The sequence below is a fragment of the Novosphingobium sp. BL-A-28-Hi1-0D genome (genome assembly GCF_055521755.1).
Genome location: NZ_CM145502.1, coordinates 1,390,110 through 1,416,282, shown reverse-complemented (window position 1 = coordinate 1,416,282; position 26,173 = coordinate 1,390,110). Strand labels below are relative to the sequence as shown.

The window sequence follows — 26,173 nt, the reverse complement described above, 5'->3', positions numbered from 1 at the left end:
CAATGGGTGTGAGATTCGCGCCGTCTGACGGTCAAACTCTCAAGCCGCTGCCAGTTCCCGCGCGGCCTCTGCTGTCAAACGCAGCGAGCGCAGGCGCGATGGCTGGTCATAGATCGATGCGGCGACAATGAGTTCGTCAGCGCCGGTACGCTCGGCAAATGCGGCCAGACCCGCCCGGACCGTCTCGACCGATCCGCAGGCGCTGACCTGCCGCACATGTTCGAGCATGGCGAGTGCGGGCGGCGGGAGAGTGTCGCGATAGCCCGGCACCGGAGGCCGGAGCTTGCCCGGATTGCCGGTGCGCAGGGCGACGAACGCCTGATCCATCGACGAGGCGAGCAGTTGCGCCTCCTCGTCGGTTTCAGCAGCCACGACATTGATTGCGGCGGCGCAGTAAGGGGCATCGAGCGTGACCGAAGGCTGGAAGCGCTCGCGATAGATCTTCAGCGCGGCGTCGAGGTGATCGGGCGCGAAGTGCGAGGCGAAAGCATAGGGCAGGCCGAGCATGGCGGCGAGTTGCGCGCCGAACAGGCTGGAGCCGAGAATCCACAACTGCGGCTTTGCGCCCTTGGCGGGATAGGCCTGCAACGGCACGCGCGGATCGCCCGCGAACTGGAGCTGGAGTTCGACGACGTCCTGCGGGAAGTCCTCGGCGGCGCGGTTGGTGTCCTTGTGCAGGGCACGCATGATGCGCTGGTCGGCGCCGGGTGCACGGCCAAGACCGAGGTCGATGCGCCCGGGGAACAGGGCGTCAAGGGTGCCGAACTGCTCGGCAATCACCAGCGGATTGTGGTTGGGCAGCATGATCCCACCCGCGCCGATGCGGATGGTGGACGTGGCCTGCCCGATGTGGGCGAGAGCCACTGCAGTGGCCGCGCCCGCAAGGCCTTCCATGCCGTGATGTTCGGCAACCCAGTAACGCTGGTAGCCGCATTCCTCAGCCACGCGCGCGGCGGCGGCGGAGTTGTCGAGCGCTTCCCGCGCCGTCCCGCCCTCGACCACGCTGACCAGATCGAGGACCGAGATTTTCATGGCGCGCTCCTTGCTGCGGCTTCCGGCTTTCCTGCGGTTGCCGGAGCTTCAGATTTAGGCGCAGGGCCAAGTTGTTCAAGGTAGCTCTTGGCAGTCTTGCCCGCCTCGCCGTCCTTGTCGGCCAGAACGACCGAGTCCCACGATTTGCGCGCGGCATCGTCGCGCCCGGACAGCACGGCGATGACGCCCGCCTCCAGCCCGATGCGCGGATCGCGCGGGCCGTATTGGGCTGCGACCTCGATGTCGCGCTGGGCACGATCGAGATCGCCGCCGCGCCGGGCCAGCGTGGCGGACAGCAGCCATCCTTCGGGGTCTTCGGGCGCAAGGCGATGCGCTTCATCGAGCGCGCCTGCAGCCTCGGCATTGCGGCCAAGAGCGACGAGTGCACGCGAGCGGTCGATCTCGATGGCCGCGCGGCCTGCGTTGTCGGTGCCATCCTTCACGGCGAGCGCGCGGTCGAACCAGCTGGTGGCGACCTCGGCCTTGCCAGCAGCCAGCGCGGCATTGCCTGCCATGGCCATGAGTGGCACGGCGGCCACTTCCTGCTGGCTCGGCACGCCAGCAACTGCCTGTGCGAAGGCCTCGAGCGCACCGTCGAAATCGCCCGCGTTGGAGCGCAGCATGCCGAGGCACTGGTTGGCGCGGACCTGCTGGCCGGTATCGCGGCTTTCGCCAAGCCAGGTCTGCACTTCGACCATCGCGGCATCGGGATCGTTGGCGGCCTTTTGGAGGCAGTAGGCCAACCGATCCTGCTGAGGCAGATCGGGACGCACGAGACCGGCTTCCTTTTCCACCTGCTTCTGCTTTTCAGGATCGCGGCGGCGCGGGATGGGCAAGTCGGACGGGCGCATAGGCATGGGGCTGGGGCCGATCTGCATGAGCGCGGTGCCTTTGGGCGCGCCCTGTTCGAGCCTGTGCTCCACGGCGAACAGCGGCCCAGGAAGATCGATCATCGCAGGATTGTCCTTCGGCACTTCAGTATGATCAGGCAGCATCAAGCCCGGCCAGTTCGCGCAAGAGCAGCGCGATGTCGGCCGGGCGCGAAAGCCGGTGGTCACCGTCCTTGATCAGATGCACCTGCACATCGGCTGAACGCAGGGCTCCTGCCAGCTGGATCGATATGTCCCACGGCACGTCAGGGTCTGCCTGACCGTGGATGAGACGCACCGGACCATCGAAGGCGACGCCACTGCGCAGACGCTTGTGCCGCTCCCCATCGGAGAAGAAACCGGCGTGGGTCGGGGTGGGTTCCGGGCCGTAGGGGTTGTCTTCGTAGATCGTGCGACCGGCGGCCAGTTCGATCCGCTGCGATTGTGACAGGCCCCATTCGGTGAAATCGGGCGCGGGTGCAATACCAACCAGCGCCTGCGCGCGCTCGCCCAGCGATTCGGCGATCAGCAGCATGAGCCAGCCACCCATGCTGGAGCCGACCAGCTGGACCGTGCCGATGCCGAGATGATCGATCAGGGCGACGACTTCATCGCGCCATTGCGAGAGGCGGCCATCGGCGAAATCGCCATCGCTCAGGCCGCAGCCGGTATAGTCGAGCAGCAGACAGGCGCGTCCCTGCTGGCCCCCCCATTCGAGCACGGCCTGCGCCTTGCTGCCCGACATGTCGGACATGTAGCCGGGGAGGAAAACGATGGTCGGCGATTGGCCGGGGAGATGGCGGTAGGCCATGGCCTGGCCTGAGGGCAGAGTGAAACGCGCTACGTCTGTCATACCCTTTCATGGCCCGCAGGCGCGGGCGCGGCAAGCTCAGTTGAGCGGAAACGTGAGGGTGATTCGGGCGGGCGCGTGTTCGGCGGCGGTAGCGGTCGGGCGGTCCTGCTTGTGGGGTTTGCTGGAGGACATCGAGGCTGCGGTGATGGCCACGGCAATGGCCGCCCACATCCCGAACCGGCGTGCTGGGTTCTTGCAGGGCATGTTCACTCTCCTCTTTCGAAGATCTCTTCAATGGGAAGGCCGAACAGGTCGGCGATGCGGAAGGCGAGCGGGAGGGAAGGGTCATACTTGCCCGTCTCGATCGCGTTGACCGACTGGCGGCTGACTTCGAGCTTTTCGGCGAGGTCTGCCTGGCTCCAGTCACGCATGGCGCGCAGGACCTTGAGGCGGTTCTTCACTTGCAGCCTCCGTCCCAGCCCGCGTCACCGATGGTGAGCTTGTTGAACAAGGCACCAAGGCCGAGGCCTGCAAACCAGAAGAATGCGGCGCCGAACCCGGCATCGCCCGAGGGAATCATGTCGAAGTTCTGCAGCCATTCGCGGATCGTGGTGACGGCGAGCGCAAAGCCGGTGGCGAAGAGGCACTGGCGCACCAGCAGCATGCGCAGATATTCGTCGGTCTGCTCGACCAGCAGCCGCATGACGGCCCAGAACACGCCGATGATCGGCAGAGCGGGCAGAACGGCGAGAACATAGCCGAGCGTGCCTTCGGCAAAGCCGCGCTTGAACATCCACTTGGCGAAGAGCAGCAACAGGACATAGGCGGTCATGAGCACGAAGAGCCGCAGGGTGTAGCGGCGCGCGGCAGGGTTCTTGATATTGGCGGGCATTGGTCAAGCCTCCTTGATCTGATGACAAGCTTACTTGACCAGATTCGGGATAATGTCAAGTGTCATTGTCATTGTGACGGGTTCGCTTGACCTAACAGGCGGGATGACTCTTGGGATCAACCCCGCTAAAAGCCGCCCATCATGGCGCAACGCACCACCACCTTCACTACAACCACTACCCCCGCGAGCCGGGGGCGGTCGCTGCTGGCCTAGCGCCTGAGCGATGCCGCCGCCCGGTTCGGGTGGCTTTGCGCATCGCCTCCCGAACCGAACGATTTGCCTGATGCGCGCCCTTTCGATGGCGGCGCTCCTGTGCCAAAGCGCTGCCACGAGATTGCAGAGAGACCCGCATGTCCGAGTTGCTGAAGATCACCCTGCCCGATGGCTCCGTGCGCGAGGTTGCACCCGGCAGCACGCCTGCGGACATTGCCGCCGCAATCGGCCCCGGCCTTGCCAAGGCCGCGCTGGCGGCGAGAGTCGATGGCGAACTGGTAGACCTTTCGCGGCCCTTCACGGCGGACGCGCAACTCGCGCTGGTGACGGCCAAGGACGAGGCCGAAGCGCTCGATCTTGCGCGGCATGATTTTGCCCACGTTCTGGCCGAAGCAGTGCAGGCGCTGTTTCCGGGCACGCAGATCACCTTCGGGCCGAGCACGGACGACGGGTTCTATTACGACTTCGCCCCGAAGGATCGTCCGTTCACCGACGAAGACCTGCCCGCGATCGAAGCGAAGATGCGCAAGATCATCGCTGCCAACAAGCCGCTGCGCCGCGAAGTGTGGAGCCGCGAGCAGCTGATCAGCCGCTGGAAGCAGCAGGGCGAAAGCTTCAAGGCGGAATGGGCGGCGGAACTTCCCGGCGACGAGCCGCTGACGGTATACTGGTCGGGCGACGACTGGCTCGACATGTGCCGCGGGCCGCACCTGCCTTCGACCGGCAAGCTCGATCCGCACGCGTTCAAGCTGACGCGGGTTTCGGGGGCATACTGGCGCGGCGACCAGAAGAACGCGATGCTTTCGCGTGTCTATGGCACCGGCTGGCTCAACAAGAAGCAGCTCGATGCGCACCTGACGCGGCTTGAGGAAGCGGCCAAGCGCGACCATCGCAAGCTGGGCAACGAGATGGACCTGTTCCATCTTCAGGCCGAAGCCCACGGCAGCGTGTTCTGGCACCCCAAGGGCTACCTGATCTGGCGCGAGCTGGAAGCCTACATGCGGCGCGCCATCGACGGCGCGGGCTATCGCGAGGTGAAGACGCCGCAGGTCATGGACGCGCGGCAGTGGGAGCAGTCCGGCCACTGGGGCAAGTATCGCGAGAACATGTTCGTGATCCCCGACGAGGTGCCGAACGTCGAGGACGAGGGTCCGGTCATCAGCGGCGAGGCCGACTGGATGGCGCTGAAGCCGATGAACTGCCCAGCGCACGTGCTGATCTTCCGGCAGGGCATCAAGTCCTACCGCGAACTGCCCATGCGCCTCTACGAGAACGGCTGCTGCCACCGCAACGAGCCGCACGGCGCGCTGCACGGGCTGATGCGCGTGCGCCAGTTCACGCAGGACGATGCGCATATCTTCTGCCGCGAAGACCAGATCGTCGATGAAGTGCAGGCGTTCTGCGAACTGGCCGACCGCGTCTACAAGCACTTCGGCTTCACCTACTCGATCAAGCTGGCGCTGCGCCCCGAAAAGCGCTTTGGCACCGAGGAGATGTGGGACAAGGCGGAAGCCGAGCTGCGCGCCGCCGTGGTCCGCGCTGGCCTTGCAACGGAAGAATACGGCTGGGAGGAACTGCCTGGCGAAGGTGCATTCTATGCGCCCAAGCTGGAATGGCACCTGACCGACGCGATTGGCCGCACCTGGCAGGTCGGCACGATCCAGTCGGACCGCGTGCTGCCCGATCGCCTTGATGCCACCTACATCGGCGAGGATGGCGACAAGCACCGCCCGGTCATGCTGCACCGCGCGATCTTCGGTTCCTACGAACGCTTCATCGGCATCCTGATCGAACACTTTGCAGGGCGCCTGCCCGCGTGGCTGGCGCCTGTGCAGGCGGTTTTCGCGACCATCGTTTCGGACGCTGACGACTATGCCAAGGATGCGCTGGCCAAGCTGAAGGCAGCCGGCATCCGTGCCGATACCGACTTGCGCAACGAGAAGATCAACTACAAGGTGCGCGAACACTCGCTGCAGAAGGTTCCCTACCTGCTGGTGGTGGGCAAGCGCGAGGCCGAGGAAGGCACCGTGGCGATCCGCACACTGGGCGAGCAGCACCAGAAGGTGATGTCGCTGGATGAGGCGATTGCGCTGCTGAAGAGCGAAACGACGCCGCCGGATCTGAAGTGATGCTTCGACAAGCTCAGCGTGAGCGGGTTTGGTGGGATTTGAATATCCCGATCCGCTCGTCCTGAGCCTGTCGAAGGACGTTTGATGCTGCTCGACCTGCCAATCCTGTCGCTCGCCCTCTGCGCGATGGCGGCATTTGTCGCTGCCTTCGTGCGCGGACTGGCGGGGTTTGGCATGGCGATCCTGCTGGTGCCCCTGATCGGGCTGGTGATCCCGCCGGGCGAGGCGGTGGTTGTTTCCAACATGCTGGGGCTGCTGATTGGCCTCGTTGGCGCGCGGAATGTGTGGAACGCGGGCGAGAAGAGCGCGGGCGTTATCGGCGGGTTTGCAATGCTGCTCACGCCTGTCGGGCTACTGGCACTGTTCGCGACTCCCCCCGAAGTGGCGCGCGTGTTGATTGCGGCGGTGGCGATCGGCGCGTTCCTGCTGGTTCTTCTGCCCGCCAAGCCTGGCCATGCACCGGGCCGGATCGAGACCGGCCTGACTGGCGTCTCGGCGGGCCTGCTCACCGGATTTGCCGGAATGCCGGGGCCTCCGGTCGTGCCCTACTACTTGCGCCGCCCGATCCCACGAGACGTGGCGCGCGCATCGATGCTCACGGTGTTCCTGCTGACCTCGATTGCGAGCACTGTCGCGGCATTGGCGCTGGGTCTTGCAACCTGGCGCGACGCGCTGTTCGCGCTACTTCTGTTCCTGCCGGTTCTGGCAGGTAACCACCTCGGCTCTCTCGCCTTCGGCAAGGTGAGCGATGCGGCGTGGCGCGGCTTTGTCGGCTTCCTGCTGGCCATTTCAGGACTGATGGCCGTGGTCAGGCTGATAACCCCAAGTTAAGCGGTTTCCCGTAAACCCGCCTGCGATTGAACGCTTGAGGGACCGAAGACGCATGACCCTGCATTTCCGCGCTTTGGCAGAGCAGGCCGCCAAGGACAGCGCAATCTCCGTGGAGGAAATCCTCGAGCTGCGCCGTTCCGCATGGCCCGACGGCAGGATCGACCCTGAAGAAGCGGAAGCGATCTTCATTCTCAACGACAAGATCGCCGAGTCGACGCCCGAATGGTCCGACTTCTTCGTCGAAGCCCTGGTCGATTTCGTTGTCAACGCAAGCCAGCCCAGGGGCCATGTATCGGAGGGGAATGCGCGCTGGTTGATCGAGCGCGTCTCGCACGATGGCAAGGTAGAAAGCCTCACCGAACTGGAACTGCTGGTGCGCGTGCTGGAAAAGGCGCTGTCCGCACCCGATGACCTGCGCATGTTCGTGCTGGAGCAGATCGAGCGTGAAGTGCTGACCGGCGAGGGACCGACGCGCTGCGGTGGCACGCTCGATCCCGGCAGCATTACCGAGGCCGAGTGCACCCTGATCCGCCGCACGATCTTTGCCTCAGGCGGGGATCGTCCGGCCGGAGTGAGCCAGCGCGAGGCGGAAATGCTGTTCCGCCTTAAGGACGCCACGCTGGGCGCAGACAACGCGGCTTCGTGGGAGCGCCTGTTCGTGCAGGGCGTGGGCAATTACCTGCAGGGCTGGAACGGGGCCAAGGGCATCACGCGCGAACGGGCGGGCGAGCTCGAAACCTTCATGGACGACCGGACCAGCCATATCGGCAAGTTCTTCGGGCGCATGGCCCGGGTCAACGGGACGGGCTTTGCCTCAAGCCATCCGTGAGGTGGGCTGTGGCCGCAAGCAGCCGGCGCGCGACATTGCGGGGGAAGCCGCTGCCGATCACGCGGTGACCGATGCCGAGAACCTGTGGTTGCAGGCACGCATCGATGCCGATGGGCAAGTCGATGCGCTTGAGCAGGCGCTGCTGAAGTTCCTGGCTGAGGGTTAGACGGTAAAGCTTTCGCCGCAGCCGCACGACCCCTTGGCGTTGGGGTTCTGGAACACGAAGCCGGCGGTGAAATCGTCTTCCTGCCAGTCCATCGTGCTGCCGATGAGGTAGAGCACCGAGGCGCTGTCGATGAAGAACAGGCCGCCGGGCGTTTCGATCTTCTCGTCGAGCGGGTTGGCTTCGGTCACGTAGTCGACCGAGTAGGCCAGACCCGAACAGCCGCGACGGGGCGTGGAAAGTTTCACGCCGATCGCGCCTTCGGGGGCCGTGTCCATGAGGTGCGCCACACGCGCTTCGGCGCTGGCCGTGAGGATCACGGCGGCGGGGCGGGGGCGGCGGACTTTGGTTTCGGTGGTCATTTCAAAATCTCCCCCCTCCCGCTTGCGGGAGGGGTCGGGGGAGGGCCTGTTGAATATAGGGATGGGTTTGGCCGCTGCCCACCCCCAACCCCTCCCGCTTGCGGGAGGGGGGAAACTCAGAGCATTCCCAGTTCAAGCTTGGCTTCGTCGCTCATCTTGGCCGGGTCCCATGCAGGGTCCCAGACGAGATTTACCTCTGCATCCCGAACGCCGGGGACCGAAGACACGCGCAGTTCGACTTCGCCGGGCATCGATTCCGCCACCGGGCAGTGCGGCGTGGTCAGCGTCATGGTGACGGTCACATCCGACTCATCCGAAACTTCGACGCCGTAGATCAGGCCGAGATCGTAGATGTTGACCGGGATTTCCGGGTCGAAGATTTCCTTGAGCGCGGCGACGACGCCTTCATAGATGTCGCCACCCGGCTCGGCGGGAGAGACGGCTTCAGGCTTGGCCGCGAGGAAGCCTTCGAGGTAATCGCGCTTGCGCTCGAGCTTTTCGGCAGGCGTTTCCTCGGGCGCGTCTTCCACGAAGGCGCGCTTGGGGGCGGTCACGGCCTCGACCTCTTCAACCACGAATTTGGATTCGTTCTCGCTCATCCGAAGATCCTCTTGGTCCTCTCGATGCCGCGCACGAGCGCGGCAATATCGCTTTCATCGCTGTAGATGCCGAAGCTGGCGCGCGCCGTGGCGGGAACGCCAAGGTGCGCCATCAAGGGCTGGGCGCAGTGATGCCCGGCGCGGATCGCCACGCCTTCCTCGTCAAGAATTGTGCCGAGATCGTGCGGGTGCACGCCTTCGAGCGCGAAGCTGAGGATGCCGGCGCTGTCGGCAGGGCCGAACAGCTTGACCGAATTCATGCGCCCGAGCGCTTCACGCGCCTTGGCCACCAGCGCGCATTCGTGGGCATGGATGGAGGCGAGGCCCTGCGCCTGAACGAAATCCACTGCCGCGCCGAAGCCGATGGCTTCGACGATGGCAGGCGTGCCAGCCTCGAACCGTTGGGGCGCGGGGGCATAAGTGGTGCGCTCGAATGTGACCTTGTCGATCATCGCACCGCCGCCCTGCCATGGCGGCATGGCATCGAGGATTTCGGCCTTGGCCCAGAGCGCGCCGATGCCGGTGGGGCCATAGAGCTTGTGCGCGGAGAAGACGTAGAAATCGCAGTCTAGTGCCTGCACGTCTACGGCGAGGCGGGCGACCGACTGGCAGCCGTCGAGCAGGATCTTTGCGCCGACGCTGCGGGCAAGCGCCACGGCGCGGGGCGCGTCGAGCACCGAGCCGAGCACGTTCGAGACATGCGCGAAGGCTACCAGCTTGTGCGCAGGCGTGATGATGCGCTCTGCAGCGTCGAGATCGATCAACCCGTCTTCGGTGAGCGGGCAGACGTCGATGTCCACGCCGGTCCGGTCGCGCAGCATCTGCCAGGGCACGATGTTGGCGTGGTGCTCGAGCGTGGAGATCAGGATGCGGTCACCGGCCTTGAGGTTCTGCACGCCCCATGTCTGCGCAACGAGGTTTATCGCCTCGGTCGCACCGCGGGTGAAGACGAGTTCGTTCTCCGCGCCGCCGATCAGGCCCGCAACCTTGCGGCGCGCGGCTTCGAAGGCCAGCGTCATGTCGGCCGAGCGGGCATAGACGCCGCGATGAACGGTGGCGTAATCGCTGCCCAGCGCGCGGGTGATGGCGTCGATGACGACTTGCGGCTTCTGAGCGGTGGCAGCCGTATCTAGGTAGTGCCAGCGACTGCCGTCAGGGTTGACGAGGCCGGGCCACTGCGAGGCGCGGGTGAGCGCATCGACCGTCACAGCACCGCCTCCAGCGCCTTGAGGGCAGCCTCGGTCAGCGCTTCTTCATCAGCGGCACCGACGAAGGCTTCGGCGATGAAGGCCTGCAGCATCAGCTTCTTGGCCACGGCGGGCGGAAGTCCGCGCTGGGCAAGGTAGAACAGCCCTTGCGGATCGAGTTCGCCGACCGCGCAACCGTGCGCGCACTTCACATCGTCGGCGTAGATTTCGAGTTCCGGGCGGGCGTTGGCAGTGGCAGTGCGATCGAGCAACATGGCGCGGATCGATTGCGAACCATCGGTGCCGATGGCGCCGCGCGCGACCGCGACCTTGCCAAGATATGTCCCCGTGGCGTGGCCACCCAGAACCGAGCGCACGATCTGGCTGGAGACCGCGTCAGGTTCGGCATGGACGACTTCGGTGACGATCTCGGCGGTCTGATCGCCGCCGGCGATCTGCGCCGCGCCCAGGTGGAACTTCGCGCCCTTGCCGAGCTTGACCTTGACCGCAATGCGGCCATAGGCATAACCGGCGTTGAGCAGGCGCAGGTCATATTCCGCGCCGTCTTCCAGGGTGATGACGATATCCTGCGCAGCATCGTTCGCGCCATTGAGCACGACTGCGCTTGCCCCCTGTTGGCCCGCCACGACGCGGATTTCCTGCACAGGCAGGGGCCAAAGCGTTTCAAGCGCCGCAAGATCGGCGTAGCGGAACGCTTCGTCCTTGCGGGTGGGGAGGGCGAGACTGGTCACAGCGCCCACTCCCATTCCACGTCACCCCGGCGCAGGCCGGACATCATGGCCGAAGTCGGAGCGCGACCTCCGACGTCATGGGCCCCGGCCTTCGCCGGGGTGACGGAAGCATTGAGGGTCATGCTGCGACGGCCTCGTAGCCGTGTTCTTCCAGCTCTAGCGCCAGTTCCGGCCCGCCGCTGCGCACGATGCGGCCACCGGCGAGGACGTGGACGAAGTCGGGCTTCACGTAATCGAGCAGGCGCTGATAGTGGGTGATCAGCAGTACGGCCTTGTCGGCTTTACGCATGATCGCATTGATGCCTTCGCCGCAGATGCGCAGCGCATCGATGTCGAGGCCGGAATCGGTCTCGTCGAGAATGGCGATCTTGGGATCGAGGATGCCCATCTGCACCATCTCGGCGCGCTTCTTCTCACCGCCCGAAAAGCCAACGTTCACCGGGCGCTTGAGCATGTCCATGTCCATGCGCAGCAGGCCCGCCTTCTCCTTGGCCAGCTTGAGGAATTCGCCGCCAGAGAGCGGAGCCTCGCCCCGCGCCTTGCGCTGGGCATTGGCGGATTCGCGCAGGAACTGGACGAAAGAAACGCCGGGGATTTCGACCGGGTACTGGAAGCCAAGGAACAGGCCGGCGGCGGCGCGTTCGTGCGGTTCGAGTTCGAACAGGTCGGTGCCATCGAGCGTGGCGGTGCCGCCGGTCACTTCGTAGCCGGGGCGCCCGCCGAGCGTGTAGCCCAGCGTCGACTTGCCCGCGCCGTTCGGCCCCATAATCGCGTGGATTTCGCCCGCGTTGATGGTGAGCGAAAGACCCTTGAGGATCGGCTTGTCGGCAACACTGGCCTGGAGATTCTGGATATCGAGCATGGTCATCTCTCTCAGTCGCGAGCCCGTGGGTAAGGGCTGCGCTGCGGGCGCGCGCCGGAGCGCGAATAGGAGGGGCGCTGCGGGCGCGAGGCGGCGCGCAATTCGTCGTAGCGGGCCTTCATCGCGGCCAACACGGCAGCGCAGGCGCCTTCGGGATCGCCGAGCACTTCAGCGGCGTCATAGCGCAGGACTTTGAGTCCGACTTCCGCAAGGCTGGCGTCGCGGCGGCGTTCGATCTCGGGTGCATCGCCACGGTCCAGCGCGACGACCAGCTTCAGCGGCTGACAGGCGAAATCGACGAGGGCCGAGCCGATCACCGCGTAGCGCTTGAACTTGTACTTGCCGAGGTCTTCCTTCGCCAGCTCCTCGGCCAGCGCGAGATGCGCCTCGTCCGGTTCACGGCGCATCTGGCGCGCGCGATCATGGATCGCATCGAGGCGCGAGCCCGAAATGGCCCAGCCACGCCCCTTCTTCTGAATCTTCGGCGCCTCGGCACGTTCCGAAACGGGGCGGAGGGAAAGGGTCTTTTTCATTTCAGCAAGTCCAATGCGAAATCCACTCCGTCATGCTGAACTTGTTTCAGCATCCATCTTGCGACCGAAGCCAACGTTGCTGGACGAGAGATGGACCCTGAAACAAGTTCAGGGTGACGATAGGAGATACACGAGGTCATCACCTCCCGCTCCCTTCAAAGCCGCGCTTCGAGCAACGGAAATAGCGTGACGAACCTGAGGTATCGGAGATCGTCAAGATACTGCCCTCAAGAATCAGGCGCATATTCATGACCTCCACATTCTTCCCATCACCATTGATATCATTGAGGAGTTCAACCGCGACTGAATGTTTGTCGATCACTTTGACTGATCGAACCGGCCATATCCATTCGACAAAGTACAACTCGCGCGGTTCGACAACGAAGAGTCCAGCGCCTTGCCCACTTTCCTCGCCATCGTCACGACGGTTCCAAGGAATGCGGCAAAGACTCGGTTCCGCCTCATATCGACCGATCAACGCAGGCGGGATGCGAGGTGCAACCGCCGGAGCAGCCGCAGCGAGCATGATGATTGGAATAATCACCCCACGCTGCCTTCAAGGCTGATGCCGAGCAGCTTCTGCGCTTCGACGGCAAATTCCATCGGCAGCTGCTGCAGCACTTCGCGGGCGAAGCCGTTGACGATCAGGGCGACGGCGCTTTCCTGATCGAGGCCGCGCTGCATGGCGTAGAACAGCTGGTCGTCGCTGATCTTGCTGGTGGTGGCTTCGTGTTCGATCGTGGCGCTGGGATTGCGCACTTCGATGTAAGGCACGGTGTGCGCGCCGCATTCCGCGCCCAGCAGCAGGCTGTCGCACTGGGTGAAGTTGCGCACGCCTTCGGCCTGCGGGGCGACGCGGACGAGGCCGCGATAGGTGTTGTTCGACTTGCCCGCAGAGATGCCCTTCGACACGATGGTCGAGCGCGACCCCTTGCCGTTGTGGATCATCTTGGTGCCGGTATCGGCCTGCTGGTGGTTGTTGGTGACGGCAACCGAGTAAAACTCGCCCACCGAATCTTCACCGTTCAGCACGCAGGACGGATACTTCCAGGTGATGGCAGAGCCGGTTTCGACCTGCGTCCACGAAACCTTGGAACGGGCACCCTGGCACAGCGCGCGCTTGGTGACGAAGTTGTAGATGCCGCCAAGGCCCTCGGCGTTGCCGGGATACCAGTTCTGGACGGTGGAATACTTGATCTCGGCATCGTCGAGCGCGACGAGTTCGACCACGGCGGCGTGAAGCTGGTTCTCATCGCGCTGCGGGGCAGTGCAGCCTTCGAGGTAGGAGACGTAGGCCCCCTTGTCGGCCACGATCAGGGTGCGTTCGAATTGCCCGGTGTTCTCCGCGTTGATGCGGAAATAGGTCGACAACTCCATCGGGCAGCGCACGCCTTCGGGGATGTAGACGAAGGTGCCGTCCGAAAACACCGCGCAGTTGAGCGTGGCGAAGTAGTTGTCGTGCATCGGCACGACCTTGCCGAGCCACTTCTTCACAAGGTCAGGGTATTCGCGGATCGCTTCGGAGATCGAGCGGAAGATGACGCCTGCGGCCTCAAGCTCCTTGCGGAAGGTGGTGGCGACGCTGACGCTGTCAAACACGGCATCGACCGCGACCTTGCGCGCGCCTTCGACGCCCGCGAGCACCTTCTGCTCCTCGAGTGGAATGCCGAGCTTTTCGTAGATGCGCAGGATTTCCGGATCGACTTCGTCAAGGCTGCCGAGCTTGGGCTTGGCCTTGGGCGCGGCCCAGTAATAGGCGTCCTGATAGTCGATCGGCGGCACGTTGAGCTTGGCCCAGTCGGGCGTGGGCATGGTCAGCCAGTGGCGATAGGCCTTCAGGCGCCATTCGAGCATCCACTCAGGCTCGTCTTTCTTGGCCGAGATATAGCGGACGGTATCTTCGGACAGGCCCTTGGGCCCATACTCCTGCTCGATATCGGACGACCAGCCGTGCTCGTACTCGGCCACCTTTGCCGCCGCCTCGCGTGCAGCCTGATCCTTTACTTCAATGTTCTCGGTCATGCCATAACCTCCGCCACCGGGACCGCCGGGACGGCGGGGCGGGACAATTGGGTAAGCGGTATTCCGGCCAGCGCGCCGCGCAGGGCGGCATCGACCGCAGGCCAGTGCGGACGGACAGTGCACGCAGCTTCCAGCGTGCAATCGTGGCGCCCATGCTCGCTGCAGGGCGTAAGAGCAATAGGGCCTTCGACCGCCTCGACGATATCCGCCAAAGTGATGGCTGCAGCCGGACGGGCAAGCTTCAGCCCGCCGCGCGCGCCACGCACCGACTTGAGCAGCCCGGCAGCTGACAGCTTGCTCACCAGCTTCTGCACGGTCGGCACCGGAAGGCCGGTTTCATCGGCGAGTTGCTGGGCACAGACGCGCTGGCCGCCGCAGTGGCGCGCAGCGGCGGTCATCGTCACGACGGCGTAATCGGCCATGCTGGAAAGGCGCATTGGCGAAGGTCCCGGGCAATGGTCCGCGAAATCGGACCGAATCACTCCGGTTATCTAGGCGCGCGTGTCTGGCGGCACAAGAGGCTGAGGCGCTTCGCGATGGCACAAAAAAAGGCGGCCGAACCCAGATGGGTCACCGGCCGCCTGAAAGTCGAGAACCCGTTGCATTGCTGCACCGAGCCCTTCGGGTCGCAGCGCTTTCCTACGCAGAAGGCCGTAAGGTGAATTGTATGGATTCGACAATTTCGGTGGCAAAGGCGCAACATACCAAGAGCAATCAATTACAAATGCTGTCAGAATCGAGAAGTTCCGGCTTGGCCATTGCGCAATCTCGTCGCAAAGACAGCGGTCAGGGGCGTGCGCGGTCTTGAAGCGTCGCGAATTTGCCCGAATCGAACCTGCTGAATCGCCAATCCGGAACCTTGTGCCCTTGACGCCTTATTCCCTGCTGCGCCCGCTGATCTTCCGCATTCCTGCAGAACCGGCCCATCGGCTGACGATCAAGGCTCTGGCGCTGAGCCAGCCTTCCGGCCCGGTCGCGCCCACGCCGACACTGGCCCAGCGCATTGCCGGGATCGCTTTTCCCAACCCGGTCGGAATGGCACCGGGTTTCGACAAGAACGCCGAAGTCCCCGATGCCATGCTCGGCCTCGGATTCGGATTTGTCGAAGTCGGCACGGTCACTCCGCTGCCACAGGAAGGCAATCCCAAGCCGCGCCTGTTCCGGCTGGTCGAGGACCGCGCCGTCATCAACCGCATGGGCTTCAACAACGAAGGCGCGCAGGCGGTCACCAACCGGCTGGTCAAGCGGCTTGAAACCGGCAAGCACGGGCTGCCCGGCATCGTCGGGGTCAACATCGGCGCGAACAAGGACTCGGCCGACCGGATCGCCGACTATGCACAGATGACCCGGATCATGGCGCCGCTGGCGTCCTATCTTACCGTCAACATTTCCTCGCCCAATACGCCGGGCTTGCGCGCGCTGCAGGACGAAGGCGCGCTTTCCGCGCTGCTCGATGCCGTCATCGAGGCGCGAGGCAACATCAACGTGCCGGTATTTCTCAAGCTGGCGCCCGATCTCGAATCTTCGGACATCGATGCGATCTGCCGCATCGCGCTGGAAAAGCGCCTTGCCGCGCTGATCATCTCGAACACCACGATCACCCGCCCGGCCCTGCGCTCGTCCCATGCTGCAGAAACAGGCGGACTTTCGGGCGAACCCTTGCGCGAGCTGGCGCTGCAGCGCCTGCGCGATTTCCGCAAGGCGAGCGGCGGGGCGATCTCGCTGGTGGGCGTTGGCGGGATCGGCACGGTGGACGATGCCTGGGCACGCATCCGCGCAGGCGCCAGCCTGATCCAGATCTACAGCGCAATGGTCTATGAAGGTCCCGGCCTTGCCAAGCGCATCGTCGCAGGTCTTGAACGCAAGGTCCGCGAAGCGGGCATGACCTCCATTGCCGAGGCAGTCGGCAGCGAATAGCAAGGGAGGCATGACCCTGCCTCTCCCGTTCCGGATTGCCCCCCTCGCCGCCGCGCTTTGCGCCAGCGCCTGCGTCCCGCCGCCCAATGCGGCGATCACACCGCCTGCCGCCTCGCCCGTTGCCTCGGCAGCGCAAGGGGTGCCGATCGAGGGACCGGGCCTGGTCTCTGCGGCTGATCCTCGTGCAGCCGAAGCCGGAGCGCAGATGCTGCGCCTTGGCGGCAGCGCAACCGATGCGGCCATCGCGACGATGCTGGCGCTGACGGTTGTCGAGCCGCAGAGTTCAGGCATCGGCGGTGGCGGCTTCCTCGTGCTGGGCGATACGGTGGGCAACGTCGATACCATTGACGGACGCGAGACCGCACCCAAGGCGGCAACCCCGCAGTGGTTCTATGTGGACGGCAAACCGCTCTCATATGGCGAGGCGATCCCCGGCGGCCGCAGCGTCGGCATTCCCGGGAACCTGCGCCTTGCGGCAAGCGCGCACAACGCCAAGGGCAAGCTGGCCTGGCGCACGCTGTTCCAGCCGGCAATCCGCCTTGCCCGCGAAGGCTATGCGATAACCCCGCGCCTCAATGCCATACTCGCTGCCGCCAGCCGCACCGGCGCGCTCGATCCGGATGCGCGTGCGCTCTATTATGGCGCTGACGGACAGCCGCTTCCCATCGGTACGGTGGTGCGCAATCCGGCACTCGCAGCAACGCTCGAGTCCATCTCGGCCCGTGGCGCGGACAGCTTCTACACGGGCGACAACGCCGCAACCATTGCCGCGAAGGTCGGGACGGCGCCGCGCAATCCTGCGCCGATGACCACGGCAGACATCGCAGCCTACCGCGCCGTGGCCCGGCCCGTCGTCTGTGGGCAGTACCGCGCTTACCGCATCTGCGGGATGGGTCCGCCTTCGTCGGGCGCAACGACAGTCTTTGCCATTCTCAAGCAGCTTGAACGCTTCGACATGAAAGCGCTCGGCCCGGCGAACCCGGTTTCGTGGCACCTGATCGCCGAATCACAGCGTCTCGCCTACGCTGATCGCGACCAGTATCTGGCCGACAGCGATTTCGTCTCGGTCCCCGTCGCGGGGCTGACGGACCCGGCCTATCTTGCGGGGCGCTCGGCGCTGATCTCGGAAGGCAGCACGTTGCCGGGCGTCCAGCCCGGCACGCCGCCCGGTGCAAAGCTCGCCTTCGCACCCGCCCCGCGTCAGGAAGAGAATGGCACCACGCACTTCGTCACCGTCGACCGATGGGGCAATGCCGCGAGCTATACCTCGACCATCGAAGGACCGTTCGGTTCGGGCCTGATGGTCGGCGGGTACTACCTCAACAACGAGCTGACCGACTTCAACATCGTGCCCGACCGCGATGGCAAGCCCACCGCCAACAGGGTCGAAGGTGGCAAGCGCCCGCGCAGTTCGATGGCGCCGACGCTGGTCTACGGCCCCGACGGCAAGCTTCGGCTCGCGGTCGGCGCGGCGGGCGGGGTGACGATTCCGGCACAAGTCGCCAAGGCGATCATCGGCGTGCTCGACTGGAACCTTTCGGCGCGCGAGGCGATTGCCCTGCCGGTGATCTTCGCGCCCGGCGGCGATATGGTCTTCGTCGAAAAGGGCACCAGCCTCGAGGCGATGATCCCCGCTCTCCAGCAACTGGGCCATGCGCAGGTCGTCGCCCGCTCGCCATCGTTCAAGGCCAATGCCATCGAACGCGTTGGCGATCGCTGGCGTGGAGCCGCCGATCCGCGCAGCGAGGGCGCCGCCATTGCTCCGTGACCCGGCCCGTTCGGGCATATCTTCCCGGCGAATGCCCTCACCGGTTGCCGTGAAGGAACTGCGTCACTAGGTTCCCCTCCAACTGGCGGGAAGCTTTGCCTCTTCCTGCCGACAAAGGGGCGAGGGTCACGACGTGCAGCTTACGGATTTCGCAGGCTTTCCGAATCTGGTTTCGATGTTCCTCGACCGCGCGGGCAAGCGCGGCGATGCGCCGTTCCTGTGGGCCAAGAGCAAGGGCGAGTGGCATTCGCTGAGCTGGGCGGAAGCGGCGCGGCAGGTTTGCGTACTTGCGCAATCACTGCGCGCGCTTGGCCTCAATCCCGGCGACCGGGTGGCGCTCGTTTCGGAAAACCGGCCCGAATGGTGCATTGCCGACCATGCGATCATGGCGGCAGGTCTCGTCACCGTGCCGACCTACATCACCAATACCGAGCGCGATCACCTGCACATTCTCGAGAACTCGGGCGCGCGGGCAGTAATCGTGTCGACGGCCAAGCTCTCGCAGCCGCTGCTTCCAGCCGCGCTGTCCGCGCCCTGCGTCGAGCATGTGATCGGCATGGAGCCGCTGCGCCAGATGCAGGCGGGCAAGCTTGCGTTCCATGACTGGCAGACGATGACCAGCGGCGACGGCGCAGAGGCGCGTGCGGCGGTCGATGAACGGCTGCGGACGACGGGCCGGGATGACCTTGCCTGCATCATCTACACCAGCGGCACCGGCGGAAGCCCGCGCGGGGTGCGGCTGCATCATGGCTCGATCCTGTGCAATGTCGAAGGTGCCGCCGAAATCCTCGCCAACGATTTCGGCTGGGGCGAGGAAGTGTTCCTGTCGTTCCTGCCGCTGAGCCACGCCTATGAACACACCGGCGGGCAGTACCTGCCGATCGGCATGGGCGCGCAGATCTACTATTCCGAAGGGCTCGAGAAGCTCGCGTCCAACATCGAGGAAGTGCGGCCGACGATCATGGTCGTCGTGCCGCGCCTGTTCGAGGTGCTGCGCACGCGGATCATGAAGCAGGTGGAGAAGCAGGGGAAGGTCGCGAACTACCTGATGGACCGCGCGCTCTCGATCGGGGGGCGCAAGGCAGCGGGCAGGGGGCGCCTGCTCGATGCACCGATGAACCTGATCCTCGAAAAGACCCTGCGACCAAAGATCCGCGCCCGCTTTGGCGGCCGGATGAAGGCGATGGTGTCGGGCGGTGCGCCGCTCAATCCCGATGTCGGCGTGTTCTTCCAGTCGATGGGCCTGACCATGCTTCAAGGCTATGGGCAGACCGAGGCTGGCCCTGTGATTTCGTGCAACCGGCCCAAGGTAGGCCTGAGAATGGATACCGTCGGCCCGCCGATGAAGGGCGTGGAAGTGAAGATCGCCGAGGACGGTGAAATCCTCGTGCGCGGCGAGCTGGTGATGCATGGCTATTGGCACAACGATGCCGAGACCGCCCGCGCGATCCCGACCGAGGGTCCCAACGCGGGCTGGCTGCACACCGGCGACATCGGCCATCTCGACGCAAAGGGCCGCATCGTCATCACCGACCGCAAGAAGGACATGATCGTCAACGACAAGGGCGACAATGTCTCACCGCAGAAGATCGAGGGCATGCTGACGCTGCAGCCGGAGATCGCGCAGGCGATGGTCTCGGGCGACAAGCGGCCCTACATCGTCGGCCTGATCGTGCCCGATCCGGAATGGTCGCTAGAATGGGCCCGCGCGCAGGGCGAACACTTCGACTTCAAGGAACTGCAGGACCTGCCCGCGTTCAAGAGCGCCATCCGCGCGGCCGTGGACCGGGTGAACAAGGATCTCTCGGTGATCGAGAAAGTCCGCCAGTTCGCCTTTGCCGACGAGGCGTTCAGCATCGACAACGGCGAGATGACGCCCAGCCTCAAGATCCGCCGCCACAAGATCAAGGAACGCTATGGCGCGCGGGTGGATGCGCTTTACAAGGGGTGAGAGATCACCGCCCCGCCATCGCCTTAACCCGCGCGAGGTAGGTTCGGCCGATCCGCTGCAACGATCCGTCGGCCAGTTCCGCTGACCATACACCAAGGCCATCATGCTTGAGGCCCGCAATCCGATCGCGGCGGACGATGGTCGAGCGGTGGAGGCGGATGAAGCGTTCGGGATCGAGGCGCGCCTCCAATCCCGCAATGGTGTGCAGCATCATGTAGCTGCGCTGTCCCACATGCAGCCGCACATAATCGCGCTCGGCATCGATGCGTTCGAGGTCGGCCGCCGCCACGCGGATCAGTTCGGAGCGGTGCGGCACCCAGAATTCCTCGATCCATTCGCTGGCGGGTTTCTCGGGCGTAAGTGGCGTTTCGACGGGAGCGCTGCGGCGCGCCTGCGCCCGTTCCACTGCACGCTCCAGCCGCTCCTGCGCGACGGGCTTGAGCACGTAATCGACCGCGTCGCAATCGAAGGCCTCGACCGCGAAATCGTCATGCGCGGTGACGAAGACCACGGCCGGGCGATTGGCCTGTCCGGCCAGCGCCCGTGCCACGCCCAGACCATCCAACTCGGGCATCGTCATGTCGAGCAGCACCAGATCGGGGGTTAACGCATCGATCAGGCGCAGCGCCGCAGCGCCATCGCTGGCAGTGCCGACCACCTGCAACGCCGGTATTCGCGCGCAGAGGATCTGCATCCGTTCGACCGCCAGTGGTTCGTCATCGACAATCAAGGTCCGCAACGACAAGTCCCCCTCAGCATTCATTCCGGACGACCGGCATCGTCAGCACAGTCGCGTATCCGCCGGCCGGCAGCGGGCCGCTTTCGACCTTGGCCACGTCTTCGCCGAAACGGGCAGCAAGGCGGCTCTTCACGTTGGCGATGCCGATCCCGGTACCGCCGTTGGCAAAGCCTTCACCCGGACCATCGTCGGCCACGGTCAGCACGAGGAAGCCTCCGGCCTCCCGCGCAGTGATGCGGATGGTGACGGGGCGGATCGTGGTCGAGACCGCGTACTTGATCGAATTCTCGACCAGCGGCTGGAGGATCATCCCCGGGACGCAGGCGCTCATCAGCTCCTCGGGAATGTCGAACTCGCAGCGCAGCCGTTCGGGAAAGCGCACCGCTTCGATCTCGAGGTAATGGCGCTGCAGGGCGATCTCGTCCTCCAGCGGCATGTCCGTGGTCGGATCGCCGGCAAGGCTGTGGCGATAGAAACGGGAAATCGACTGGATCATCCGCTCGGCCTGTTCGGTTCGTCCAACCATGACCAAAGCCGACAAGGAATTCAATGTGTTGAACAGGAAATGCGGGTTGACCTGATACCGCAAGCTGCGCAGCTCAGCTGCCTTGGCGGCACGCGCATATTGCCCTTCGCGATATTCGGCAGCGCGCAGCTGCTCGCCATTGCCCAGCGCCAGATAGAGCGCGGCCCAGGCGATCAGCAGGAAGTAGCGCCCGAGTGCCACATCGGTCAGCTGCCGCCACAACCCCTCGTTCTCGACCGTCTGGCGGATGATCGTGACGTGGTCAGGCCCGCGATAGTCCTCGGTGACGATGTCGGACGGTGAGGGCTGCGGTTTGCCGGAGCTGCCGGTGGTCGGAGCCTTGGTCGCTTGCGCTTTCGAGGCCTTAGCGCGCGCGGCGTTGGCCTTCTCCAGCGCGGCAGCGCGCAAGGTCTGTGCCCGGGCGAGCGCCTTCTCCGCCTCGCGCCGCGCGGTTTCGCGGATTTTCTCCTGCGCGGCGGCAGAGAGTGCAGGCGGGGCTGGAGGGGCAGGCGGCGCTATACTGGCCGCGGGAGCAGGCGGTTCGGGCGGGGCCGCGTCTTCACGAATCGAGGCGACCTCGCCATCTTCGTCCACCGAATAGATCTTGCCGCCGGTGCGAACTTCGGAGCGCCCATCGGCATACTGGCGAACGTAGAGACCCGGCTGGGTGATGACCGTGCTTCCATCCTCATTCTGGACGATGCCGGTGTTCTTCAGCGCCTCGAACGTCTTTTCATCGCCCAGCCGCTTGAGTTCGGCAATGTCCTCTTCGCTCAACAGCGGTTCGGGGACGGGAAGAGCCTTTGGCGCAGTAACTTTGGGGGCTGGCGGCGGAGCAGGCGGCGGCGGTGGGACGAAGCCTTCATCGAGCACATCGACCAGCACGTTTCCGGCCATGTCGTGGCGAATCTTGACTGTGCCGCCCTTGCCTTGGTCACCCACGCCATTGCCGGTTGTGACGGTGGTCTGGGTGGTGGTCTTTTCGCCGGTCTGCTGCTGCGGGTCGGTGCTGATCCGTTCGATCATCCGCTTTTCGACCGGAGCAAAGGCCCACTGGTTCACTGCAGCCAGTGCCAGGGCAGCAGGGAGCATGATGACGAGAGCGGCGGCAACGCGGGTAGCGAGCGGTCTTGCATCGAAGCGTCGCAGGAGTGGCCAGCACGCCACTGTCACGACGATCCCCGCCGCCGTCACCAGCGCGCGCCGCCAGAGCAGGTCGGAAAAGTCGCCCAGTTCGACCACGAGTCCGCGCACGGTGATCAGCAGGAAATAGCACAACCACAGCGCAGCCGCCGACAGGATCACCTGCCGGGCCGGTACGCGCGGGATACCCGGATCGATTTGCGACGACGTCATCGCACGATGTCTAAACGCGAACCGCCCGACACGCCATAACGGCGGTCGGGCGGCGTAGGTCGTTCATCGAAGCGAAAGGTTACGCGGGGAGGAGCTTCTCGTCCGCGATCTTCTTCTTCCACACCAGTGGTGCGGACTTGTGGACATTTTCGCCTTCGCTATCGACGGCCACGGTCACCGGCATGTCCTCGACGGTGAATTCGTAGATCGCTTCCATGCCGAGATCCTCGAAGCCGACCACCTTGGACTGCTTGATCGCCCGCGCCACGAGATAGGCAGCACCGCCCACGGCCATGAGATAGGCGCTCTTGTGGTTGGCGATCGACTGGGTCGCTGCAGGGCCACGCTCAGCCTTGCCGACACTGGCGAGCAGGCCGAGGTCGAGCATGGTGTCGGAGAAGCTGTCCATGCGCGTCGCCGTGGTCGGCCCTGCTGGTCCCACGACTTCATCGCGCACCGGATCGACCGGGCCGACGTAGTAGATCACACGGCCCTTGAAATCGACGGGGAGTTCTTCGCCCTTGGCCAGCATGTCCTTGATCCGCTTGTGCGCGGCATCGCGGCCGGTGAGCATCTTGCCGTTGAGCAGCAGGCGATCGCCCGCCTTCCAGCCTTGCACTTCTTCCTGCGTCAGCGTGTCGAGGTTGACGCGCTTGGCCGCGCTGTCGGGCGCCCAGTGCACTTCAGGCCATTCGTCGAGCTTGGGGCGCTCGAGGTAGGTCGGCCCCGAACCGTCGAGCACGAAGTGGGCGTGGCGGGTCGCGGCGCAGTTGGGGATCATCGCCACCGGCTTGCCAGCGGCATGGCAGGGCGCATCCATGATCTTGACGTCGAGGATGGTCGAAAGACCGCCGAGCCCTTGCGCTCCGATGCCGAGCGCGTTGACCTTGTCGAAGATCTCGATGCGCAGCTTCTCGATATCGTTCTGGGGACCTCGCTCCTTGAGCTGGGCCATGTCGATCGGCTCCATCAGCGCCTTCTTGGCGAGCAGGACGCAGTGTTCCGCCGTTCCGCCGATGCCAATGCCAAGCATGCCCGGCGGGCACCAGCCGGCACCCATCTGCGGCAGCATCTCGATCACCCAGTCGACGATCGAATCGCTGGGGTTCATCATCTTGAACTTGGACTTGTTCTCCGAGCCACCGCCCTTTGCGGCAACGTCGACCACGACCTTGGAGCCCTTGACCATTTCGACATGGAGCACGCAGGGCGTGTTGTCGCGCGTGTTGCGGCGAGTGAAGGCGGGGTCAGCCAGGACCGAAGCGCGCAGCTTGTTGTCCGGGTTAAGATAGGCCCGGCGCACGCCTTCATCGACCACGTCCTGCAGCGACAGGTCGGATTCGAGGCGGCAGTCCTGTCCCCACTTGATGAAAACATTGACGATGCCCGTGTCCTGGCAGATCGGACGGTGCCCTTCGGCGCACATGCGGCTGTTTGTCAGGATCTGGGCGATGGCATCCTTTGCCGCCGGGCCCTGCTCCGCCTTGTAGGCTTCGCCTAAGGCACGGATGTAGTCCATCGGGTGGAAATAGCTGATGTACTGGAGCGCATCGGCAACGCTTTCGATCAGGTCCGCTTCCTTGATCGTCACCATGTCGGCCATCCGGAAATCCCTCCAAAGCCTGAGAAACTGCGAACGCCCCTTACGCCTCGACAATCGACATGCAAATCCCTTGGAAACGGCAGATCGATAATCTACAGGCACTTGGCAACATTCAGGCTGCATCGGTGCGGTGATGCAGCGCAAGCGATATGAGGGTTCGAATGACCGTGGTTGAAGATCGCCCGGCTGCAGACGAGATGCTGGTCGCCCGGCGTGCGATGATCGATAGCCAGCTCCGCGTGAGCGGCGTGAACTCGCCTGCAGTTCTGGCTGCATTCAACGCAGTACCACGCGAAGACTTCGTGCCTGCCGAGCGCCGCGCCGTGGCCTACGCTGACCGCGCGCTGCCGCTGGGCAATGGCGCAGTGCTTTCCCCGGCGCTGACCTATGGCCAGATGCTCGAAGCTGCTGCCACCGTACGCGACGATCGCATTCTGGTCATTTCCACGAACGGCTATCTTGCTGCTCTCGCTGGCCAGCTTGCGGCCGACGTGACGCGTGCTGACAACCTCGCTGCGGCACAGGGTGGTCCCTACTCGCTGATCCTGATCGACGGCGCCGCAGAGGTCCTGCCCGATTCGCTGGCCGCTTTGCTGGCCGACGATGGGCGCGTGGTTACTGGTCTGGTCGACCGTGGCGTTACCCGGCTGGCCGTTGCAACCAAGGCGCTTGGCCACGTGGTCGCAACGCCAGTGTCCGACGCCGACTTCGCCGTTCTGCCGGAATTTGCCGCGCCCAAGAAGTGGAGCTTCTGAGCCTCATGCCCAATGCAAAGGCGCTGCGGCTGTTGCTCGTCTCGGGCGCAGCCACCATGCTCGCATCGCCTGCCCTGGCTGATGACCTGCGCGAGGCGCTGACCAGCGCCTACAACACCAACCCGACGCTCCAGGCAGCACGCGCCAACCAGCGCGCAACGGACGAAGGCGTGCCGCTTGCGAAAGCGCGGGGCCTGCCGAGCCTGCAAGGACAGGCCAGCTACACCAAGATCCTGCGAGCCAACCCCAATTCGTTTCTCATCACCGACTGGTCGTCCAGCGTCGATCTGAACCTGGGCGTGCCGCTCTATTCAGGCGGATCGGTGAAGAACGCGGTCCGCGCCGCCAAGACCCGTGTCGAAGCCGGACAGGAGGATCTTCGCGGCACCGAATCGGGCATTTTTTCGCAGGTCGTGGCTGCGTACATGGACGTCATCCGTGATTCCGCGATCGTCGGGCTCAACAGGAGCAACGTCGAAGTTCTCGAGGTGAACCTCAAGGCGACAAGCGACCGTTTCGAGATCGGTGACGTGACCCGTACCGACGTTGCCCAATCGAACTCCCGGCTCGCACTGGCCCGTGGCGATCTGCGCACGGCGCAGGCGAACCTGATCGCCAGTCGCGAACGGTACATCCAGGTTGTGGGCAAGGCGCCGACCGAGTTGCAGCCGCCACCGCCGCTCCCCGGCCTCCCGGCCAATCCGGACGATGCGGTCGACTTCGCGCTCGAGAACAATCCCGATCTGATCGCTGCGCGCGAGCGCAGCAAGGCGGCCGCCTTCGACGTGAAGGTTGCCGATGCTGCCAAGCTGCCCACGGTATCGCTTTCCACAAGTGGCAGCCGTCAGGCCTTCAAGGGAACTTTTCTCGGGTCGAACCAGACGCTGCAACAGGCGAACACGACAGCCCAGGCTGGCATCAGTGTCTCGGTCCCGCTGTTCCAGGGTGGCGGTCCGGCCGCGCAGACCCGACAGGCGCAGGCCCGCGAGAGCGCTACGCTGGAACAGGAAATCGGCGTTGAACGCGAGGTCATTGCCAGCGTCCGCTCAGCTTATGCCTCGTGGCAGGCAGCGAACGAGATCATCGCGATGAACCAGACGGCAGTCGATGCCGCCGCCCTCAGCCTTGAAGGCGTGCGCGCGGAGAACACCGTGGGCAATCGCACGATCCTCAACATCCTCGACGCCGAGCAGGAACTGCTCCGCGCCCAAGTCCAGCTCGTTGCGGCACGGCGCAACGCCTATGTCGCCGGGTTCAACCTGCTTTCGGCGATGGGCAAGGCCGATGCCAATGATCTCGGCCTCGACGGCGGCGCACTCTACGACCCGCAGGTCAACTACGACCGGGTCAAGGGCCGCATCTGGGACTGGGACCGCGATCCGACCCCAAAGGCCGTCTCGACGCGCACCGTTGACACGCCCGCACAGGATGCGACAATCGGGGCCTCATCGCGGCCGTAAGGGAATCGGCGTTGCAGGGGTATGTGGGGG

General features: G+C 64.7%; 28 protein-coding genes. 9 read left to right on the top strand and 19 right to left on the bottom strand.

Features of this window, described 5'->3' with window-relative positions:
* Positions 1 to 39: 39 nt before the first annotated feature.
* Genes ACZ1JW_RS07015 through ACZ1JW_RS06990 form a run of 6 tightly spaced genes read right to left on the bottom strand, consistent with a single transcriptional unit; the run spans position 40 to position 3,586 of the window.
* A complete protein-coding gene (locus ACZ1JW_RS07015) occupies positions 40 to 1,032 on the bottom strand; it encodes an LLM class flavin-dependent oxidoreductase (RefSeq protein WP_465142457.1) in 993 nt (330 codons plus the stop codon).
* Positions 1,029 to 1,985 carry a tetratricopeptide repeat protein gene (locus ACZ1JW_RS07010; RefSeq protein ID WP_465142456.1) on the bottom strand — a complete coding sequence of 319 codons (957 nt, stop codon included), beginning with the start codon at positions 1,983 to 1,985 and terminating at the stop codon, positions 1,029 to 1,031. The genes ACZ1JW_RS07015 and ACZ1JW_RS07010 overlap by 4 nt, the downstream gene beginning before the upstream one ends.
* Before the next feature lie 31 nt (positions 1,986 to 2,016).
* Complete coding sequence (locus ACZ1JW_RS07005; protein WP_465142455.1) at positions 2,017 to 2,754, bottom strand: alpha/beta fold hydrolase; 738 nt, start codon at positions 2,752 to 2,754, stop codon at positions 2,017 to 2,019.
* A gap of 36 nt (positions 2,755 to 2,790) precedes the next feature.
* Positions 2,791 to 2,958, bottom strand: coding sequence for a hypothetical protein (locus tag ACZ1JW_RS07000; RefSeq protein ID WP_465124233.1), 168 nt, complete (start codon positions 2,956 to 2,958; stop codon positions 2,791 to 2,793).
* Positions 2,959 to 2,960: 2 nt separating this feature from the next.
* Complete coding sequence (locus ACZ1JW_RS06995) at positions 2,961 to 3,155, bottom strand: helix-turn-helix transcriptional regulator (RefSeq protein ID WP_144904392.1); 195 nt, start codon at positions 3,153 to 3,155, stop codon at positions 2,961 to 2,963.
* A complete protein-coding gene (locus ACZ1JW_RS06990) occupies positions 3,152 to 3,586 on the bottom strand; it encodes a hypothetical protein (RefSeq protein WP_465142454.1) in 435 nt (144 codons plus the stop codon). Before ACZ1JW_RS06990 ends, ACZ1JW_RS06995 begins: the two co-directional genes overlap by 4 nt.
* 350 nt (positions 3,587 to 3,936) lie before the next feature.
* Here ACZ1JW_RS06990 and thrS point away from each other — a divergent pair, with 350 nt between their 5' ends.
* The 4 genes from thrS (at position 3,937) to ACZ1JW_RS06970 (ending at position 7,754) form a co-directional block, all read left to right on the top strand.
* Positions 3,937 to 5,928 carry a threonine--tRNA ligase gene (gene thrS, locus ACZ1JW_RS06985; RefSeq protein ID WP_465142453.1) on the top strand — a complete coding sequence of 664 codons (1,992 nt, stop codon included), beginning with the start codon at positions 3,937 to 3,939 and terminating at the stop codon, positions 5,926 to 5,928.
* Between the two features lie 84 nt (positions 5,929 to 6,012).
* Positions 6,013 to 6,759 carry a TSUP family transporter gene (locus ACZ1JW_RS06980; protein ID WP_465142452.1) on the top strand — a complete coding sequence of 249 codons (747 nt, stop codon included), beginning with the start codon at positions 6,013 to 6,015 and terminating at the stop codon, positions 6,757 to 6,759.
* 52 nt (positions 6,760 to 6,811) lie between these two features.
* On the top strand, positions 6,812 to 7,588 hold the full coding sequence (locus ACZ1JW_RS06975; protein WP_465142451.1) for a hypothetical protein: 777 nt from the start codon (positions 6,812 to 6,814) through the stop codon (positions 7,586 to 7,588).
* Entirely contained in the window at positions 7,569 to 7,754 is a 186-nt protein-coding gene (locus ACZ1JW_RS06970; RefSeq protein ID WP_465142450.1) for a hypothetical protein, read from the top strand. Before ACZ1JW_RS06975 ends, ACZ1JW_RS06970 begins: the two co-directional genes overlap by 20 nt.
* Here the strand turns inward: ACZ1JW_RS06970 and ACZ1JW_RS06965 are convergent.
* From ACZ1JW_RS06965 to ACZ1JW_RS06920, 10 genes are all read right to left on the bottom strand, one after another.
* Positions 7,751 to 8,113, bottom strand: coding sequence for a HesB/IscA family protein (locus tag ACZ1JW_RS06965; protein ID WP_465142449.1), 363 nt, complete (start codon positions 8,111 to 8,113; stop codon positions 7,751 to 7,753). The two genes, ACZ1JW_RS06970 and ACZ1JW_RS06965, sit on opposite strands and share 4 nt — an antisense overlap.
* Positions 8,114 to 8,229: 116 nt before the next feature.
* Positions 8,230 to 8,712, bottom strand: coding sequence for an SUF system Fe-S cluster assembly protein (locus ACZ1JW_RS06960; RefSeq protein WP_465124240.1), 483 nt, complete (start codon positions 8,710 to 8,712; stop codon positions 8,230 to 8,232).
* Positions 8,709 to 9,920: a cysteine desulfurase gene (locus ACZ1JW_RS06955; protein WP_465142448.1), complete on the bottom strand. Its 1,212-nt coding sequence runs from the start codon at positions 9,918 to 9,920 to the stop codon at positions 8,709 to 8,711. Before ACZ1JW_RS06955 ends, ACZ1JW_RS06960 begins: the two co-directional genes overlap by 4 nt.
* Positions 9,917 to 10,651, bottom strand: coding sequence for a SufD family Fe-S cluster assembly protein (locus ACZ1JW_RS06950; RefSeq protein ID WP_465142447.1), 735 nt, complete (start codon positions 10,649 to 10,651; stop codon positions 9,917 to 9,919). Before ACZ1JW_RS06950 ends, ACZ1JW_RS06955 begins: the two co-directional genes overlap by 4 nt.
* Entirely contained in the window at positions 10,648 to 10,773 is a 126-nt protein-coding gene (locus tag ACZ1JW_RS06945; RefSeq protein ID WP_465142446.1) for a hypothetical protein, read from the bottom strand. The genes ACZ1JW_RS06950 and ACZ1JW_RS06945 overlap by 4 nt, the downstream gene beginning before the upstream one ends.
* Entirely contained in the window at positions 10,770 to 11,513 is a 744-nt protein-coding gene (gene sufC, locus ACZ1JW_RS06940) for a Fe-S cluster assembly ATPase SufC (protein WP_465142740.1), read from the bottom strand. Before sufC ends, ACZ1JW_RS06945 begins: the two co-directional genes overlap by 4 nt.
* A gap of 11 nt (positions 11,514 to 11,524) precedes the next feature.
* Positions 11,525 to 12,046, bottom strand: coding sequence for an endonuclease domain-containing protein (locus ACZ1JW_RS06935; RefSeq protein ID WP_465142445.1), 522 nt, complete (start codon positions 12,044 to 12,046; stop codon positions 11,525 to 11,527).
* A gap of 139 nt (positions 12,047 to 12,185) precedes the next feature.
* Complete coding sequence (locus tag ACZ1JW_RS06930; RefSeq protein ID WP_465142444.1) at positions 12,186 to 12,590, bottom strand: hypothetical protein; 405 nt, start codon at positions 12,588 to 12,590, stop codon at positions 12,186 to 12,188.
* Positions 12,587 to 14,068 (bottom strand): Fe-S cluster assembly protein SufB, encoded by a 1,482-nt coding sequence (gene sufB, locus ACZ1JW_RS06925; protein ID WP_465142443.1) that lies wholly within the window; start codon positions 14,066 to 14,068, stop codon positions 12,587 to 12,589. Before sufB ends, ACZ1JW_RS06930 begins: the two co-directional genes overlap by 4 nt.
* Positions 14,065 to 14,505: an SUF system Fe-S cluster assembly regulator gene (locus ACZ1JW_RS06920; RefSeq protein WP_144904413.1), complete on the bottom strand. Its 441-nt coding sequence runs from the start codon at positions 14,503 to 14,505 to the stop codon at positions 14,065 to 14,067. Before ACZ1JW_RS06920 ends, sufB begins: the two co-directional genes overlap by 4 nt.
* Before the next feature lie 430 nt (positions 14,506 to 14,935).
* Here ACZ1JW_RS06920 and ACZ1JW_RS06915 point away from each other — a divergent pair, with 430 nt between their 5' ends.
* From ACZ1JW_RS06915 to ACZ1JW_RS06905, 3 genes are all read left to right on the top strand, one after another.
* Positions 14,936 to 15,985: a quinone-dependent dihydroorotate dehydrogenase gene (locus ACZ1JW_RS06915; protein ID WP_465142442.1), complete on the top strand. Its 1,050-nt coding sequence runs from the start codon at positions 14,936 to 14,938 to the stop codon at positions 15,983 to 15,985.
* A gap of 10 nt (positions 15,986 to 15,995) precedes the next feature.
* The gene (gene ggt, locus ACZ1JW_RS06910; RefSeq protein WP_465142441.1) at positions 15,996 to 17,753 is read left to right on the top strand and encodes a gamma-glutamyltransferase; all 1,758 of its coding nucleotides are present in this window, start codon (positions 15,996 to 15,998) and stop codon (positions 17,751 to 17,753) included.
* A gap of 133 nt (positions 17,754 to 17,886) precedes the next feature.
* Positions 17,887 to 19,704, top strand: a complete 1,818-nt coding sequence (locus tag ACZ1JW_RS06905; protein WP_465142440.1) for an AMP-dependent synthetase/ligase — start codon at positions 17,887 to 17,889, stop codon at positions 19,702 to 19,704.
* 4 nt (positions 19,705 to 19,708) lie between these two features.
* Here ACZ1JW_RS06905 and ACZ1JW_RS06900 read toward each other — a convergent pair whose 3' ends face one another.
* The 3 genes from ACZ1JW_RS06900 to ACZ1JW_RS06890 form a co-directional block, all read right to left on the bottom strand.
* Positions 19,709 to 20,467, bottom strand: coding sequence for a LytR/AlgR family response regulator transcription factor (locus ACZ1JW_RS06900; protein ID WP_465124253.1), 759 nt, complete (start codon positions 20,465 to 20,467; stop codon positions 19,709 to 19,711).
* Entirely contained in the window at positions 20,457 to 22,325 is a 1,869-nt protein-coding gene (locus ACZ1JW_RS06895; RefSeq protein ID WP_465124254.1) for a sensor histidine kinase, read from the bottom strand. Before ACZ1JW_RS06895 ends, ACZ1JW_RS06900 begins: the two co-directional genes overlap by 11 nt.
* A 79-nt stretch (positions 22,326 to 22,404) precedes the next feature.
* The gene (locus tag ACZ1JW_RS06890; protein ID WP_465142439.1) at positions 22,405 to 23,928 is read right to left on the bottom strand and encodes a fumarate hydratase; all 1,524 of its coding nucleotides are present in this window, start codon (positions 23,926 to 23,928) and stop codon (positions 22,405 to 22,407) included.
* A gap of 161 nt (positions 23,929 to 24,089) precedes the next feature.
* Between ACZ1JW_RS06890 and ACZ1JW_RS06885 the strand changes: the two genes are divergently transcribed.
* Together ACZ1JW_RS06885 and ACZ1JW_RS06880 are read left to right on the top strand one after the other, a co-directional pair.
* Positions 24,090 to 24,683 carry a protein-L-isoaspartate O-methyltransferase family protein gene (locus tag ACZ1JW_RS06885; protein ID WP_465142438.1) on the top strand — a complete coding sequence of 198 codons (594 nt, stop codon included), beginning with the start codon at positions 24,090 to 24,092 and terminating at the stop codon, positions 24,681 to 24,683.
* A gap of 5 nt (positions 24,684 to 24,688) precedes the next feature.
* Positions 24,689 to 26,143, top strand: a complete 1,455-nt coding sequence (locus tag ACZ1JW_RS06880; protein ID WP_465142437.1) for a TolC family outer membrane protein — start codon at positions 24,689 to 24,691, stop codon at positions 26,141 to 26,143.
* Positions 26,144 to 26,173: the final 30 nt, after the last annotated feature.

What these genes read in the sequence shown, in the direction of transcription:
- ACZ1JW_RS07015 (WP_465142457.1), bottom strand. Translation starts at nt 1,032, where the DNA reads ATGAAAATCTCGGTCCTCGATCTGGTCAGCGTGGTCGAGGGCGGGACG.
- ACZ1JW_RS07010 (WP_465142456.1), bottom strand. Translation starts at nt 1,985, where the DNA reads ATGATCGATCTTCCTGGGCCGCTGTTCGCCGTGGAGCACAGGCTCGAA.
- ACZ1JW_RS07005 (WP_465142455.1), bottom strand. Translation starts at nt 2,754, where the DNA reads ATGACAGACGTAGCGCGTTTCACTCTGCCCTCAGGCCAGGCCATGGCC.
- ACZ1JW_RS07000 (WP_465124233.1), bottom strand. Translation starts at nt 2,958, where the DNA reads ATGCCCTGCAAGAACCCAGCACGCCGGTTCGGGATGTGGGCGGCCATT.
- ACZ1JW_RS06990 (WP_465142454.1), bottom strand. Translation starts at nt 3,586, where the DNA reads ATGCCCGCCAATATCAAGAACCCTGCCGCGCGCCGCTACACCCTGCGG.
- thrS (WP_465142453.1), top strand. Translation starts at nt 3,937, where the DNA reads ATGTCCGAGTTGCTGAAGATCACCCTGCCCGATGGCTCCGTGCGCGAG.
- ACZ1JW_RS06980 (WP_465142452.1), top strand. Translation starts at nt 6,013, where the DNA reads ATGCTGCTCGACCTGCCAATCCTGTCGCTCGCCCTCTGCGCGATGGCG.
- ACZ1JW_RS06975 (WP_465142451.1), top strand. Translation starts at nt 6,812, where the DNA reads ATGACCCTGCATTTCCGCGCTTTGGCAGAGCAGGCCGCCAAGGACAGC.
- ACZ1JW_RS06965 (WP_465142449.1), bottom strand. Translation starts at nt 8,113, where the DNA reads ATGACCACCGAAACCAAAGTCCGCCGCCCCCGCCCCGCCGCCGTGATC.
- ACZ1JW_RS06960 (WP_465124240.1), bottom strand. Translation starts at nt 8,712, where the DNA reads ATGAGCGAGAACGAATCCAAATTCGTGGTTGAAGAGGTCGAGGCCGTG.
- ACZ1JW_RS06945 (WP_465142446.1), bottom strand. Translation starts at nt 10,773, where the DNA reads ATGACCCTCAATGCTTCCGTCACCCCGGCGAAGGCCGGGGCCCATGAC.
- sufC (WP_465142740.1), bottom strand. Translation starts at nt 11,513, where the DNA reads ATGCTCGATATCCAGAATCTCCAGGCCAGTGTTGCCGACAAGCCGATC.
- ACZ1JW_RS06935 (WP_465142445.1), bottom strand. Translation starts at nt 12,046, where the DNA reads ATGAAAAAGACCCTTTCCCTCCGCCCCGTTTCGGAACGTGCCGAGGCG.
- sufB (WP_465142443.1), bottom strand. Translation starts at nt 14,068, where the DNA reads ATGACCGAGAACATTGAAGTAAAGGATCAGGCTGCACGCGAGGCGGCG.
- ACZ1JW_RS06920 (WP_144904413.1), bottom strand. Translation starts at nt 14,505, where the DNA reads ATGCGCCTTTCCAGCATGGCCGATTACGCCGTCGTGACGATGACCGCC.
- ggt (WP_465142441.1), top strand. Translation starts at nt 15,996, where the DNA reads ATGACCCTGCCTCTCCCGTTCCGGATTGCCCCCCTCGCCGCCGCGCTT.
- ACZ1JW_RS06900 (WP_465124253.1), bottom strand. Translation starts at nt 20,467, where the DNA reads ATGAATGCTGAGGGGGACTTGTCGTTGCGGACCTTGATTGTCGATGAC.
- ACZ1JW_RS06895 (WP_465124254.1), bottom strand. Translation starts at nt 22,325, where the DNA reads ATGACGTCGTCGCAAATCGATCCGGGTATCCCGCGCGTACCGGCCCGG.
- ACZ1JW_RS06890 (WP_465142439.1), bottom strand. Translation starts at nt 23,928, where the DNA reads ATGGCCGACATGGTGACGATCAAGGAAGCGGACCTGATCGAAAGCGTT.
- ACZ1JW_RS06885 (WP_465142438.1), top strand. Translation starts at nt 24,090, where the DNA reads ATGACCGTGGTTGAAGATCGCCCGGCTGCAGACGAGATGCTGGTCGCC.
- ACZ1JW_RS06880 (WP_465142437.1), top strand. Translation starts at nt 24,689, where the DNA reads ATGCCCAATGCAAAGGCGCTGCGGCTGTTGCTCGTCTCGGGCGCAGCC.